Source organism: Burkholderia sp. BDU5 (assembly GCF_001522845.1).
In the GTDB taxonomy this organism is placed as follows: domain Bacteria; phylum Pseudomonadota; class Gammaproteobacteria; order Burkholderiales; family Burkholderiaceae; genus Burkholderia; species Burkholderia mayonis.
In genome coordinates this window covers 175,703-188,300 of the sequence record NZ_LOWC01000109.1, presented here as the reverse complement: position 1 = coordinate 188,300, position 12,598 = coordinate 175,703, and the positions used below count along the sequence as shown (strand labels likewise).

At 69.2% G+C, this 12,598-nt stretch carries 13 protein-coding genes; 11 read left to right on the top strand and 2 right to left on the bottom strand.

Features of this window, described 5'->3' with window-relative positions:
- Positions 1–15: 15 nt before the first annotated feature.
- From WS69_RS16915 to WS69_RS16875, 8 genes are all read left to right on the top strand, one after another.
- The gene (locus WS69_RS16915; protein ID WP_059471860.1) at positions 16–945 is read left to right on the top strand and encodes an MlaD family protein; all 930 of its coding nucleotides are present in this window, start codon (positions 16–18) and stop codon (positions 943–945) included.
- 18 nt (positions 946–963) lie between these two features.
- On the top strand, positions 964–1,602 hold the full coding sequence (locus tag WS69_RS16910; RefSeq protein WP_059471987.1) for an ABC-type transport auxiliary lipoprotein family protein: 639 nt from the start codon (positions 964–966) through the stop codon (positions 1,600–1,602).
- A 58-nt stretch (positions 1,603–1,660) separates the two neighbouring features.
- Complete coding sequence (locus tag WS69_RS16905) at positions 1,661–2,854, top strand: VanZ family protein (RefSeq protein ID WP_059471988.1); 1,194 nt, start codon at positions 1,661–1,663, stop codon at positions 2,852–2,854.
- Positions 2,855–2,928: 74 nt separating this feature from the next.
- The gene (locus WS69_RS16900; protein WP_059471986.1) at positions 2,929–3,246 is read left to right on the top strand and encodes a (2Fe-2S) ferredoxin domain-containing protein; all 318 of its coding nucleotides are present in this window, start codon (positions 2,929–2,931) and stop codon (positions 3,244–3,246) included.
- A 34-nt stretch (positions 3,247–3,280) separates the two neighbouring features.
- On the top strand, positions 3,281–3,925 hold the full coding sequence (locus WS69_RS16895) for an alpha/beta hydrolase (RefSeq protein WP_059471859.1): 645 nt from the start codon (positions 3,281–3,283) through the stop codon (positions 3,923–3,925).
- A gap of 674 nt (positions 3,926–4,599) precedes the next feature.
- Positions 4,600–5,910 (top strand): D-alanyl-D-alanine carboxypeptidase family protein, encoded by a 1,311-nt coding sequence (locus WS69_RS16885; protein WP_059471857.1) that lies wholly within the window; start codon positions 4,600–4,602, stop codon positions 5,908–5,910.
- Between the two features lie 105 nt (positions 5,911–6,015).
- The gene (locus tag WS69_RS16880; protein ID WP_059471856.1) at positions 6,016–6,927 is read left to right on the top strand and encodes a D-amino acid aminotransferase; all 912 of its coding nucleotides are present in this window, start codon (positions 6,016–6,018) and stop codon (positions 6,925–6,927) included.
- A 32-nt stretch (positions 6,928–6,959) separates the two neighbouring features.
- Complete coding sequence (locus WS69_RS16875) at positions 6,960–7,268, top strand: HP0495 family protein (protein WP_059471985.1); 309 nt, start codon at positions 6,960–6,962, stop codon at positions 7,266–7,268.
- 15 nt (positions 7,269–7,283) lie between these two features.
- Here the strand turns inward: WS69_RS16875 and WS69_RS16870 are convergent, their stop codons facing one another.
- Positions 7,284–8,255, bottom strand: a complete 972-nt coding sequence (locus tag WS69_RS16870) for a transcriptional regulator GcvA (protein WP_059471855.1) — start codon at positions 8,253–8,255, stop codon at positions 7,284–7,286.
- A gap of 101 nt (positions 8,256–8,356) precedes the next feature.
- Between WS69_RS16870 and WS69_RS16865 the strand changes: the two genes are divergently transcribed.
- The 3 genes from WS69_RS16865 to lipA all read left to right on the top strand — a co-directional run bounded on the left by WS69_RS16865 (position 8,357) and on the right by lipA (position 10,528).
- A complete protein-coding gene (locus WS69_RS16865; RefSeq protein WP_059471984.1) occupies positions 8,357–8,683 on the top strand; it encodes a DUF2917 domain-containing protein in 327 nt (108 codons plus the stop codon).
- An 89-nt stretch (positions 8,684–8,772) separates the two neighbouring features.
- Entirely contained in the window at positions 8,773–9,546 is a 774-nt protein-coding gene (gene lipB / locus WS69_RS16860) for a lipoyl(octanoyl) transferase LipB (RefSeq protein WP_059471854.1), read from the top strand.
- A complete protein-coding gene (gene lipA, locus WS69_RS16855; RefSeq protein ID WP_059471853.1) occupies positions 9,539–10,528 on the top strand; it encodes a lipoyl synthase in 990 nt (329 codons plus the stop codon). The genes lipB and lipA overlap by 8 nt, the downstream gene beginning before the upstream one ends.
- A 114-nt stretch (positions 10,529–10,642) precedes the next feature.
- Here the strand turns inward: lipA and WS69_RS16850 are convergent, their stop codons facing one another.
- On the bottom strand, positions 10,643–12,529 hold the full coding sequence (locus WS69_RS16850) for a gamma-glutamyltransferase family protein (protein ID WP_059471852.1): 1,887 nt from the start codon (positions 12,527–12,529) through the stop codon (positions 10,643–10,645).
- Positions 12,530–12,598: the final 69 nt, after the last annotated feature.

The window sequence follows — 12,598 nt, the reverse complement described above, 5'->3', positions numbered from 1 at the left end:
CGAGGGAACCCCCACATGGAAAACAAATCACACGCGTTCTGGGCCGGCCTGTTCACGATCGGGCTTCTGCTCGCGATCGTCGGCGCGGTCTATTGGTTCAACGTCGATCGCACGGTGCGCGTGCCTTACGATCTCGTGTCGCGCTCGAACGTGACGGGGCTCTTCCCCGACGCGGCCGTCCGCTATCGCGGGCTCGACGTCGGCAAGGTGCAGTCGATCAACTTCGACCGCGGGCATCCGGGAGAGATCGTGATCCGCATCCTCGTCGACGCGAACGCGCCGATCACGCGCTCGACGTTCGGCAGCCTCGGCTTCCAGGGCGTGACGGGCATTGCGTTCGTGCAGCTCGACGACACGGGCGCGGATCAGGCGCCGCTGCCGACGTCGGCGAAGGCGGTCGCGCAGATTCCGATGCACCCGAGTCTCTTCGACCAGCTCCAGCAGCGCGGCGACGTGCTGCTCAAGCAGATGGAGATCGCCGCGAAGAGCGTCAACGAGATGCTGTCGCCGGACATGCGCGATCAACTGAAGGCGACCGCGGCGAGCATGCAGCATGCGGCCGACGGCGTCGCCGAGCTGTCGAAGCAGGTCGAGCCCGCGCTCGCGCAGATGCCGGAGACGATGGCGCACGTGAACCATGCGCTCACGTCGGCGAACGCGCTCGTCGCGCCGGGCGGGCCGCTCGTCACGAACCTGAACCGCGCGGGGCAGGCGCTCGCGTCGATGAACGACACGCTCGCCGAGCTGAGCGCGCGCGTGCGCTACGACACGCTGCCGCGCTTCAACGCGCTCGCGACGAACGTCGGCGACGCGTCGCGCACGCTGAAGGACGTCGCGGGCGATGTCGGCCGCAATCCGCGCAGCCTGCTGTTCGGCGCGCCGCTCGCCGAGCCGGGCCCGGGCGAGACGGGATTCGTGTGGCCGGGCGTCACGCCCGCCAAATAAGTACTCTTGGAATTCGCGATGCACGCACACTTCATGTCAGGTCCTTTCTTCCGCCGAAGCCGTCCGGCGCTCGCGCTCGCCGTGGCGCTCACGATCGCGAGCCTGAACGGCTGCGCGGGGACGCCCGCCGCGCTCTCGAACATCCGCTACGACCTCGGGCCCGCGCAGCCGGCCGCGTCGGCGGGCGCGGGTCCGGCGCTCAAGGTGCTCGACGTGAGCGCGCCCGACGCACTCAATTCGGACCGCTTCGTCTACCGGCTCGCGTACACGGACGCGCAGCGCATCGCCGTGTACCGCGACAGCAAATGGACCGCGCCGCCCGCGCAGTTGCTGACGCAAAGGCTGCGCGGCGCGCTGTCGCAGCGCGGCGCGGTGCTCGAGGGCGGGGACAGCGTGCGCGCGCCCGTGCTGAAGGTCGAGCTGTCCGAGTTCGAGCAGGTGTTCGACGGCCGCTCGGAGAGCCACGCGGCCGTCACCGCGCGCGCGACGCTCACGCAGGACGGCAAGGTGCTCGGCCAGCGCACGTTCGTGTCGCGCGCGCCGTCGAGCACGCCGGATGCGGCGGGCGGCGCGCAGGCGCTCGCGACGGCGAGCGACGAACTCGTCTCGCAGCTCGTCGCGTGGCTCGGCGTCCAGGCGCACGCCGCCGCGCCATGAACGCCGCCGCGCACGCCGCGTTTGTCGCGTTTGCCGCGCCGTGCGCGGCGCCGCCGAGATGAAACGCGCCGCGCGCTGGCAGCGTCGTCATTCGACGCTCGCGCGTCAGGCGTTCGCCGTCTACGCGGCGCTCGTCTTCTATGCGTCGCTTTATCCGTTCACGGGCTGGCGCTCGCTCGGCATCGGCCCGTTCGACTATCTGCTCGCGCCGCTGCCGCGCTATCTGACCGCGTTCGACATCGTCACCAACGTGCTCGGCTATCTGCCGTTCGGCGCGCTCGCGGTGCTCGCGCTCTATCCGCTGCGCGGCGTGCCGGCCGTGTTCGCCGCGACTGCGGCGGGCGCGCTGCTGTCGGGCGCGATGGAAGCGCTGCAGACGTATCTGCCGGCGCGTGTGTCGTCGAATCTCGATCTCGCGGCGAACGCGCTCGGCGCGCTGATCGGCGCGACGCTCGCCGCGCCCGCCGCGACCGCGCTGATCGAGCGCGGCGTCGTGCGGCGCGTGCGCTTCGCGTGGTTCGAGCGCGATGCGTCGACGCCGATCTTTCTCGCCGCGCTGTGGGCGGGCGCGATCCTGTTTCCGTCGCCGTTCCTGTTCGGCATCGGCGACTGGCCGAGCGAGCTCTGGGAGAGCGCCGACGTGTCGATGCGCGGCGCGCTCCTCGCGTGGACGCCCGCCGCGTGGAACGTGCCCGCGTGGCCGGGCCGGCTCGACGGCCTGCTGTCCGATTCCGCGTGGGAGACGCTGATTGCCGCGCTCGGCCTGTTCGCGGCGCTCGCGGTCGCGTCGCTCGCGATGCGCGAGCGCGCGCCGCGCGTGCGGCTCGTCGCCGGCTTCACCGTGTTCGCGCTCGCGCTGAAGGCGGCCGCGACGTTCATGCAGTCGTACACGGGCCTCGTGTTCGACTGGGCGACGCCCGGCGCGCGGCTCGGCATCGCGGCGGGTCTCGTCGCCGCGCTCGCCGCGCTGCGGCTCGCGAGCGCGTGGCGCGCGGCGCTGGCCGCGGCGGCGCTCGCCGCCGCGCTCGTGCTCGTCAACGTGCTGCCTGTCAATCCGTTCTTCGATTTCGCGCTGTCCGGCTGGCAGCAGGGCCGCTACGTGCACTTCAACAGCATCGCGCGCTGGCTCGCGTGGATCTGGCCGTACGCGGCGCTCGTCTGGCTCGCCGGACGCGCGGAGCGCGCATGGCTCGCGAAGCGCGCGGCGGGCGCTTCGCGCGGCGCCAGCGGCAAACGGCGCCGCTCGCTATAATCGGCCACTCGCCTGCCGATTCCGTCCGACAACGCGGGGCGCTCACGCGGCGCCCCCACGCAATGGGCCACATCATGGATCCCTACTATCAACACCACGTCTTTTTCTGCCTGAACCAGCGCGAAAAGGGCGCCGAACGTCCGAGCTGCGCGAACTGCGGTTCGCAGGAGATGCAGGAATACGCAAAGCAGCGCGTCAAGGCGCTCGGCCTCGCGGGCGCGGGCAAGGTGCGCGTCAACAAGGCGGGCTGCCTCGACCGCTGCGAGGAAGGCCCCGTCGTCGTCGTCTATCCGGAAGGCGTCTGGTACACGTACGTCGACAAGAACGACATCGACGAAATCGTCGAGTCGCATCTGCGCGATGGCCAGGTCGTCGAGCGGCTGAGAATCTGAGCACGGTTTTTCGAATCACCCCGCACGCTGCTGCATGAACGCCTACACCCAGAAATCCCTGATCGCCGGCCCGGTCGGCAACATCGAGATCGCGATCGACCTGCCCGACGCGGTGCGCGACGGCTCGGCCGCGCCGCGCGGGATCGCGCTCGTCGCGCACCCGCATCCGCTCTTCGGCGGCACGATGGAGAACAAGGTCGCGCAGACGCTCGCGCGCATCTTCGTCCAGTTGAACTACGCGGTGATCCGCTCGAATTTCCGCGGCGTGGGCGCGACGGAAGGCGCGCACGACAACGGCGCGGGCGAGGTCGACGACCTGCTCGCCGTGCTCGCGCACATGCGTTCGCTGCCGGGCCACGCGGAACTGCCGGTCGTGCTCGCCGGCTTTTCGTTCGGCACGTTCGTGCTGTCGCACGTCGGCAAGCGGCTGCGCGATGCGGGGCAGGCGATCGAGCGGATGGTGTTCGTCGGCACGGCGGCGAGCCGCTGGCAGGTCGCCGACGTGCCGGAAGACACGATCGTAATCCACGGCGAGAACGACGACACGGTGCCGATCGCGTCGGTTTACGACTGGGCGCGGCCGCAGGAGCTGCCCGTCGTCGTGATTCCGGGCGCCGAGCACTTCTTCCATCGCAAGCTGCACATCCTGAAGCGCGTCGTCGTCGGCGCGTGGCGCTGACGCGCGACGAGCGGCGTTTCGTTTCGCCGTGAGCCGTGAGCTGTGAGCCGCGCGGCGAGCGAGCGGGCGGATGCCGGACGTTCGTCGTGCCGGGCGCGTTGCGGCGGATCGCTGCGGCGCGGTGCTGCATCTCGCGGCGTGCATGGATGGCGCGGTCGAGTTGCACAACCGGCGCAGCGCGGCACCACACGGCACCGCACGGCACCACACGGCACCGCACCGAGCGGCGCGGCACGCGGCTTGGGCGACTGCATGGTAATTGCGGCACGCGACATGGGCGTCCGGCGCGATCACCGTTCCGTCCGTGATCGACAATCGATCGACCAAAGATCGACCAAAGATCGACCAAAGATCGACCCGCGATCGGCCGCCGGCCCGCCCGCCGCGACCGAATCACACCGCCCGCCACGCGACAAGCTCCCCAATCCCGAAAAGCGCCGCTGCGAACTTCCGTATAATGGCCGGGTTTTGCGTCGGCCCGTCCGCACGGACGTCCGATGCGCCGTGCAGGCCGCCGCGCCGCTTTTCGCTTAGCGAACCGATCGCGCCGCCGCCTGTCCAATCGGCGCGTTTCGCGAGCCTTCCTTCCCAGAGATGCCGCCGGAACGCCGCCGCCGGCCCTTCAACCGCGCGCCCCGTGTGCGCTGCAATTTCTGCCATCAGCCTGAATCGATATGCGTCTGTCTTCCTTCGGCCTCACGTCACTCGCCACCTCCACCGCTTTTGCCGTCGCCGCGCGTAACGTTGCGCTCGGCGTCGTGCTGCCCGCCGCGCTCGTGTCGACGATCGCCGTCGCGCAGGCGAAGCCCGCCGCCAAGGCGAAGCACGCGGCCGCCGCGCCCGCCGCCGCGCCGACGGGCGCACCCGCCACGTATGCGCCGGGCGCGGTGCCGCCGCCCGGCGTGAACGCGCGCTCGTGGGTGCTCGTCGATGCGACGAGCAATCAGGTGCTCGCATCGGGCAACGCAGACGAGCGCGTCGAGCCCGCGTCGCTGACGAAGCTGATGACGGCGTACCTCGTGTTCGAGGCGCTCGATGCGAAGAAGATCACGATGGAGCAGATCGTTACGCCGGGCGAAGCGGTGCGCCGCGTCGGCCGTGACGAGTCGCGGATGTTCATCGAGGCGAACAAGCCCGTCAGCGTGCACGATCTCGTCTACGGGATGATCATCCAGTCGGGCAACGACGCCGCGATCGCGCTCGCCGAGCTCGTCGGCGGCAGCGAAGCGCAGTTCGTCAACATGATGAACGCGGAAGCGCAGCGCCTCGGGATGAAGGGCACGCACTTCGCCGACGTGAACGGGATGCCCGACCCGCAGCATTACACGACGGCGGGCGACCTCGCGAAGCTGTCGACGCACCTGATCCGCGACTATCCGGACTACTACAGCATCTTCTCGGTCAAGGACTTCACGTACAACAACATCAAGCAGCCGAACCGCAATCGTCTGCTGTGGCTCGACCCGACCGTCGACGGCCTGAAGACCGGCCACACGCAGGCGGCGGGCTACTGCCTGATCGCGTCGGCGAAGCGCTCGCTGCCGGGCGCGGCCGACGCGACGCGCCGCCTCGTCACCGTGATGATGGGCGAGACGAAGGAAAGCGACCGTGTGCAGGACAGCATGAAGATGCTGAACTACGGCTACACCGCGTTCGATTCGGTGCGCCTCTACAAGGCCGGCCAGGCGATCGACACGCCGCGCGTCTACAAGGGCAAGAGCAACAACGTGCAGGTCGGCGTGAAGAAGGATCAGTTCATCACGGTGCCGCGCGGCTTGGCGGACAAGGTGAAGCCGGAAGTCGCGCTGAACGCGCCGCTCATCGCGCCGCTCGCGGACGGTCAGGCGGTCGGTTCGGTGAAGCTCGTCGCCGACGGCAAGACGGTCGCGGAATTCCCGGTCGTCGCGCTGCAGCCGGTGCCGGAAGCAGGCCTCCTCGGCCGCATCTGGGATTCGATCCTGCTGATGTTCAGCAAAAAGAAGTAAGCTGTCCGGGTCTCGCCGGACCGGGTCTCCAGGGATCAGGGTCCTGCGGACCGGATTCACTGGGACCGGATCCCTTCGTCATGATTTCGTCACTCGTTTAACGCCATGAGCCAAGCCGATATCGAACCGACCGTCTACCTGAGCGTCGCGTCGCGGGAAGAGTTGGTGCCGCTGTCCGAAGCGCGCGTACCGGTGCTCGACCGCGGCTTCATCTTCGGCGACGGCGTATACGAAGTCGTGCCGATCTACGCCGACGGCGCACGTCGCGCGCCGTTCCGGATCGCGCAGCATCTCGCGCGTCTCGCGCGCAGCCTGAAGAAGATCGGCATCGACGATCCGCACGACGAAGCGGGCTGGCGCGCGCTCGTCGCGCGCGTCGTCGACGCAAACGCGGCGGCGCTCGGCGACGGCCAGCACGCGATCGTCTACATCCAGGTAACGCGCGGCGTCGCGAAGCGCGGCCACGCATTTCCGCTGAACGCGGTGCCGACGGTGTTCGCGATGGCGAGCCCGCTGTCGCTGCCGACCGACGCGCAGCGCGCGCAGGGCGTGCGCTGCGTGACGGCCGAGGATCGCCGGTGGCTGCATTGCGACATCAAATCGGTGTCGCTGCTCGGCAACGTGCTGATGGCGCAACATGCGGCCGAGCACGACGCAGTCGAGACGATCCAGCTGCGCGACGGCAACGTGACGGAGGGCTCGTCGTCGAACGTGTGGATCGTGAAGAACGGCGAGCTGATCGCACCGCCGCGCAGCTACAGGATTCTTGAAGGGATCCGCTACGCGCTCGTCGAGGAGCTCGCGGAGGCGTGCGGGATCCGCTTCGTCGCGCGCGACATCAACGAAGCGGAACTGCGTGCGGCCGACGAGATCCTGCTCACGTCGGCGACGAAGGAAATCCTGCCCGTGACCCTGCTCGACGGCCTGCCCGTGCAGGGCGGCCGGCCGGGCCCGGTGTTCGAGGCGCTGTACGCCGCGTATCAGCAGGCGAAGGCGCGTGAGTTGGAAAGCGTTTGAGCGGGCCCGGCCCTCGACGCGTGGAGAACGACATGACCGAATCAAACAAGACCGTCGAGCTGACGGGCGAAATCGCGACGCCCAAGGAAACGCTGCTCGAATTTCCGTGCGATTTCCCGATCAAGGTGATGGGGCGCGCGCATCCGGAGTTCAAGGACACGATTTTCAAGGTCGTGAGCGTCCACGACAACGAGATCGATCTCGAGAAGATCGAGGAGCGCGCGTCGAGCGGCGGCAACTACACGGGCCTCACGATCACCGTGCGGGCGACGAGCCAGGCGCAGCTCGACAACATCTACCGGGCGCTGACCGGCCACCCGATGGTCAAGGTCGTGCTCTGACGGCCGGCCGCCAGGCTAGTCCCCGCCAATCCTTTCCCTTCGCACACGCGCGGCCGCGCAGGCCGCCGCGTGCTGCGCCTCCAGCGTCGCGCACACCGCGTTGAAGCGCGCGATCTCCTCCAGCAGCCAGGTCCGGAACGCCTGTACGCGCGGCGTCTGCGCGAGCGACGGCGGGCACACGAAGAAGTAGTGCCACGGGCTCGGCCCCGCGATGTCGAAGAGCCGCACGATCCTGCCCGCCGCCAGATCCGGCACCGCGAGCGAGCGCCGCACGAGCGCGATTCCCTGACCGTCGATCGCTGCCTGCAGCAGATTCGACGAATCCTGATACAGCACGCCGCGCTTCGGCTCGGTCAACGTGTCGAGGCCCGCCGCGTCGAACCACGGGCGCCACAGCTCGTCGTCCGAGCGCAGCAGCGGATAGCGGGCGAGATCGGCGGGCGTCTCGGGCAGCACGCCGCCGTTGAGCGTCGGCGCGCAGACGGGGAAGAACGTCTCGTCGAGGATCGGCTCGACGTACAGCCCCGGATAGACGCCGTAGCCGAAGCGGATCGCGATGTCGACGTCGTCGCGCGCGAAGTCGACGAGCGCGTCGCTCGCCCGTAATTCGAGATCGATTTCCGGATGCCGCTCGATGAACGGGCCGATCCGCGGCGTGATCCAGCGCGCGGCGAACGACGGCAGCGTCGACACGACGAGCCGCTTGTCGCGATCGCTCGCGCGGATGTCGCGGGTCGCGTCGGCGATGAGCGTCAGCGCGGCGCGCACCTGCTGCGCGTAGCGGCCGCCCGCATCCGTCAGCGTGAGCCGCTTGCCGTGGCGCACGAACAACTGCACGCCGAGCTCGGCTTCGAGCGCGCGTATCTGATGGCTGACCGCGCCGTGCGTGACGGACAGCTCGTCCGCCGCGCGCGAGAAGCTTTCGTACCGCGCGGCGGCTTCGAACACGCGCAGCGCGTTCAACATCGGCAGCTGACGGAGGTTCATTGGTTAGTTTTTCTCACTAGCACGTGAAAATCGATCGTTTTACGCCGAGCCTTGCGCGCACTACGATTGTAGCCACTGGAGCATTTTTGGCGGAGGCGGTCATGAGAGAGATTTCTTCAAGCATCACGTTCGAGATCCAGCCCGGCGAAACGGTGCCGATGAAGGTGGCGCGCAGCACGCGGTTGAGCGTTCGCGGCGCGTCCGTGTGGGCGACGCGCAGCAACGACGTCCACGATTATTTCCTGTCGCCAGGCGAGACGCTGAAGCTGCGGCGCGGTGAGCGGCTGTGGCTGAGCGCCGACGGCGAGACGAGCGCATGCGTGTCGTTCTCGATCGCCGTGCCGCCGCGGCAGGCGGCCGTGTCCGGCATCGTGCGGTTCGCGACGCGGTTCGCCGCGCGCTTTCGCGACGGGTGGCGCACCGTCTGAGCGCCCCGTGGTCGCCGGTGCGTGCCGCCGCGTGATCCGTCCCCTTCGGGCACCGGCGAGGTGCATGGGTTTTCGGTAAACTACCGTCCATGTCAGCCTCGCCGGTTTCCATCGTGCCACCCGCTTCCGTCGCGTCCGCCGCGCCCGACGCCGCCGCGTCGGCTTCCTCGTGTTCGTCCTCCGCGCTGCCTGTCACGGTTCGCTGGCTCGGCGAAACATCTTACGAAGCGTGCTTCGACGCGATGCGAACGTTCACCGACGCGCGCACGCCGGACACCGACGACGAGATCTGGGTCGTCGAGCATCCGCCCGTCTACACGCTCGGCCAGGCCGGCAATCCGTCGCACCTGCTCGTCGCCGACAGCGGCGTGCCGCTCGTGAAGGTCGACCGCGGCGGGCAAATCACCTATCACGGTCCGGGGCAAATCGTCGCCTATCTGCTCGTCGACTTGAGGCGGCGCAAGCTGATGGTGCGCACGCTCGTCACGCGGATCGAGGAGGCCGTGATCGAGACGCTCGCGGCGTATAATCTCGCGTCGATCCGCAAGGCCGGCGCGCCCGGAATCTACGTGGAATCGGGGCCGCATCGCGGCGCGAAGATCGCCGCGCTAGGTCTCAAGATCCGCAACGGCTGCAGCTATCACGGTCTGAGCGTCAACGTGAAGATGGATCTGCGTCCGTTTCTCGCGATCAACCCGTGCGGTTACGCGGGACTCGAAACGATCGACATGGCGAGCCTCGGCGCGACCGCCGACTGGCACGAAGTCGCACGGACGCTCGTGCGCCGTCTGATCGCCAACCTCGACGGCGCAACCGCGGCCGCCGCATTGCCGCAGCAGGCACTGGAACAATCGAATGACTGACCTTACCGCTCCCTCCGCACCCGCCGAACCGGCCGCGCCCGCGTACGATCCGACCGCCAAGCAGAAGGCGCTGGCGAAGACCGCGCGGATTCCGATCAAGATCGTCCCGATCGAGAAGCTGAAGAAGCCCGACTGGATCCGCGTGAAGGCGGCCACCGGCAGCTCGCGCTTTTCCGAGATCAAGACGATCCTGCGCGAGCACAACCTGCACACGGTGTGCGAGGAGGCGAGCTGTCCGAACATCGGCGAATGCTTCGGCAAGGGCACCGCGACGTTCATGATCATGGGCGACAAGTGCACGCGCCGCTGCCCGTTCTGCGACGTCGGCCACGGCCGGCCCGATCCGCTCGATGCGGACGAGCCGAAGAACCTCGCACGCACGATCGCGGCGTTGAAGCTCAAGTACGTCGTGATCACGAGCGTCGACCGCGACGACCTGCGCGACGGCGGCGCCGGCCACTTCGTCGAATGCATCCGCGAAGTGCGCGAGCAGTCGCCGCAGACCCGCATCGAGATCCTGACGCCGGACTTCCGCGGCCGCCTCGACCGCGCGCTGCAGATACTCAACGCCGCGCCGCCCGACGTGATGAACCACAATCTCGAAACGGTGCCGCGCCTGTACAAGGAAGCGCGTCCCGGCTCGGACTACGCGCATTCGATGAAGCTGCTGAAGGATTTCAAGGCGCTGCATCCGGACGTCGCGACGAAGTCGGGCCTGATGGTCGGCCTCGGCGAGACGCCCGAAGAGATCCTGCAGGTGATGCGCGATCTGCGCGCGCACGACGTCGACATGCTGACGATCGGCCAGTACCTGCAGCCGTCCGAACACCACCTGCCGGTGCGCGAGTACGTGCACCCGGACACGTTCAAGATGTACGAGGACGAGGCGTACCAGATGGGCTTCACGCATGCGGCCGTCGGCGCGATGGTGCGGTCGAGCTATCACGCCGATCTCCAGGCGCACGGCGCCGGCGTGGTTTGACGGTAGGCGACGGTCCGTCGAACCGACGGTCCGGCCAGTCAGTCGATGAAAAACCCGCAGCGAAGGCTGCGGGTTTTTTTGTGCTTTTCGCGGGACGTGTCGCCTGCGGCGGACTCAATCCCCCGCTACGACGCCGTCGCGCCGCGGGTCCGAGCCGCCGAGCCACACCGACCGCCCCTCGACGTTGATCCGCTGAATCCCTTGCAGGCTCGACCCCAGCTCAACGATGCGCACGTCGTGTCCGCGCTCCTTCAGCGCATCCGCGAGCGCATCGGATACGCGCCCCTTTTCGAGCTCGGTCGGCCCGTTGCGCGAGCCGAAGTTTGGCAGCGCGATCGCCTGCTGCATCGTCATCCCCCAATCGATCATGCCGACGAGCGTCTTCGCGACGTAGCTCGCGGTCGACGCGCCGCCCGCCGAGCCGAGCGCCATCATCAGCCGCCGCGAGCCTTTCTCGAACACGAGCTCGGGCGCGAGCGTCGAGCGCGCGCGCTTGCCTGGCTGCACGCGGTTCGCGATCGGCTTGCCATGCTCGGTCGACACGGGCGAGAAGTCGAGCAACTGGCTGTTGAGCAGGAAGCCGCGCACCATCAGCCGCGAGCCGAACCGGTCGTCGAGGGTCGACGTCATTGACACCGCGTTGCCGTAGCGGTCGACGGCCGTGATCTGCGACGCCGACGGCGGCTCCGCGCCGCGGTCCGCGGCGGACGCGGGCGGCAGGCCGGACGGCGAGCCGGCGCTTGCGTTGCCGACGGCCGTGTCGCCGATCAGGCGCGCGCGCTCGGCGACGTAGCGTCGCTCGACGAGACTCTTCCAACTGCCGCCCGGCGGCGCGACGAAATCGGGATCGGCGACGTACTGCGCGCGGTCCGCGTATGCGAGGCGGCCCGCTTCGCTGAACAGATGCGCGGCGAACGGCGTCGGCTCGAGGCCCGTCGCGTTGCGCACCGGCTTTTGCGCGCCGATCTGCCGCCAGTCCGGCTGCGCTTCGAGCAGGCCGAGCATCTGCGCGACGACGAGCCCGCCCGCCGACGGCGGCGGCATCCCGCACACGGTCCATTTGCGATAGTCGGCGCACAGCGACTCGCGGACCTTCGCGCGGTACTGCGCGAGATCCTGCATGCTCAGCACGCCCGGATTCGGCGCCTGGCGGACTTTCGCGACGATGTCGCGCGCGATCGCGCCGGTATAGAGCGCGTTCGCGCCGTGCGCGGCGACGAGCCTGAGCGTCGCCGCGAGCTGCGGATTCTTGAGCGTCGTGCCCGCCGGCTTCGGCGCGCCGTTCTTGTCATAGAAGTACGCGCGCGCGGCAGGATCGCTTGCCAGCGACGGATCGTTCGCGATCATCGCCGCGAGTCGCGGGCCGAGCGGGAAACCTTGCTCGGCGAGCCGGATCGCGGGCTGGAACAGGCGCCGCCACGGCAGCTTGCCGTGCGCGCGATGCGCGAGCTCGAGCATCCGCAGCACGCCCGGCACGCCGACCGCGCGCGCGCCGAGCGCCGACGGCGGCAGCGGCTTGCCGTCGGCGCCGTAGAACAGGCGGTCGGTGGCGGCGGCGGGCGCGGTTTCGCGGCCGTCGTACGCTTCGACCGTCTTGCCGTCCGCGTGCAGCAGGAACGCGCCGCCGCCGATCCCCGACGCCTGCGGCTCGACGAGCATCAGCACCATCTGCGCGGCGATCGCCGCATCGACTGCGGTGCCGCCCGCCTTCAGCATCTCCTGGCCGGCCTGCGCGGCGAGCGGATGCGCGGCCGCGATCATGTCGCGCTGCGAGGTCCAGCCCGGCTTGTCGACCCAGCTCGACAGCTCGGCGGGCGCGGCCTGCGGTTCCGCCGTCGATGTCGCGGCGGCCGCTGAGACCGCGGAAGCCGATGCGGCAGCGGCGGCATTCGGCGCGCCCGAGCCGGGCGCGTTCGCGCATCCGGCGGTGAAGGCGAACAGGGCGGCGGCGATCGCGCCCGCCCACGGGTTGGACGAGCGCGGACGGATCCGGTCGGTCATGAATACCTCGGTACGAAGGAAAGACGGCGATGCACGGGCAATACACGGCGAATGGCGGCAGCGCCCCAT

What these genes read in the sequence shown, in the direction of transcription:
- WS69_RS16915 (WP_059471860.1), top strand. Translation starts at nt 16, where the DNA reads ATGGAAAACAAATCACACGCGTTCTGGGCCGGCCTGTTCACGATCGGG.
- WS69_RS16910 (WP_059471987.1), top strand. Translation starts at nt 964, where the DNA reads ATGCACGCACACTTCATGTCAGGTCCTTTCTTCCGCCGAAGCCGTCCG.
- WS69_RS16905 (WP_059471988.1), top strand. Translation starts at nt 1,661, where the DNA reads ATGAAACGCGCCGCGCGCTGGCAGCGTCGTCATTCGACGCTCGCGCGT.
- WS69_RS16900 (WP_059471986.1), top strand. Translation starts at nt 2,929, where the DNA reads ATGGATCCCTACTATCAACACCACGTCTTTTTCTGCCTGAACCAGCGC.
- WS69_RS16895 (WP_059471859.1), top strand. Translation starts at nt 3,281, where the DNA reads ATGAACGCCTACACCCAGAAATCCCTGATCGCCGGCCCGGTCGGCAAC.
- WS69_RS16885 (WP_059471857.1), top strand. Translation starts at nt 4,600, where the DNA reads ATGCGTCTGTCTTCCTTCGGCCTCACGTCACTCGCCACCTCCACCGCT.
- WS69_RS16880 (WP_059471856.1), top strand. Translation starts at nt 6,016, where the DNA reads ATGAGCCAAGCCGATATCGAACCGACCGTCTACCTGAGCGTCGCGTCG.
- WS69_RS16875 (WP_059471985.1), top strand. Translation starts at nt 6,960, where the DNA reads ATGACCGAATCAAACAAGACCGTCGAGCTGACGGGCGAAATCGCGACG.
- WS69_RS16870 (WP_059471855.1), bottom strand. Translation starts at nt 8,255, where the DNA reads ATGAACCTCCGTCAGCTGCCGATGTTGAACGCGCTGCGCGTGTTCGAA.
- WS69_RS16865 (WP_059471984.1), top strand. Translation starts at nt 8,357, where the DNA reads ATGAGAGAGATTTCTTCAAGCATCACGTTCGAGATCCAGCCCGGCGAA.
- lipB (WP_059471854.1), top strand. Translation starts at nt 8,773, where the DNA reads ATGTCAGCCTCGCCGGTTTCCATCGTGCCACCCGCTTCCGTCGCGTCC.
- lipA (WP_059471853.1), top strand. Translation starts at nt 9,539, where the DNA reads ATGACTGACCTTACCGCTCCCTCCGCACCCGCCGAACCGGCCGCGCCC.
- WS69_RS16850 (WP_059471852.1), bottom strand. Translation starts at nt 12,529, where the DNA reads ATGACCGACCGGATCCGTCCGCGCTCGTCCAACCCGTGGGCGGGCGCG.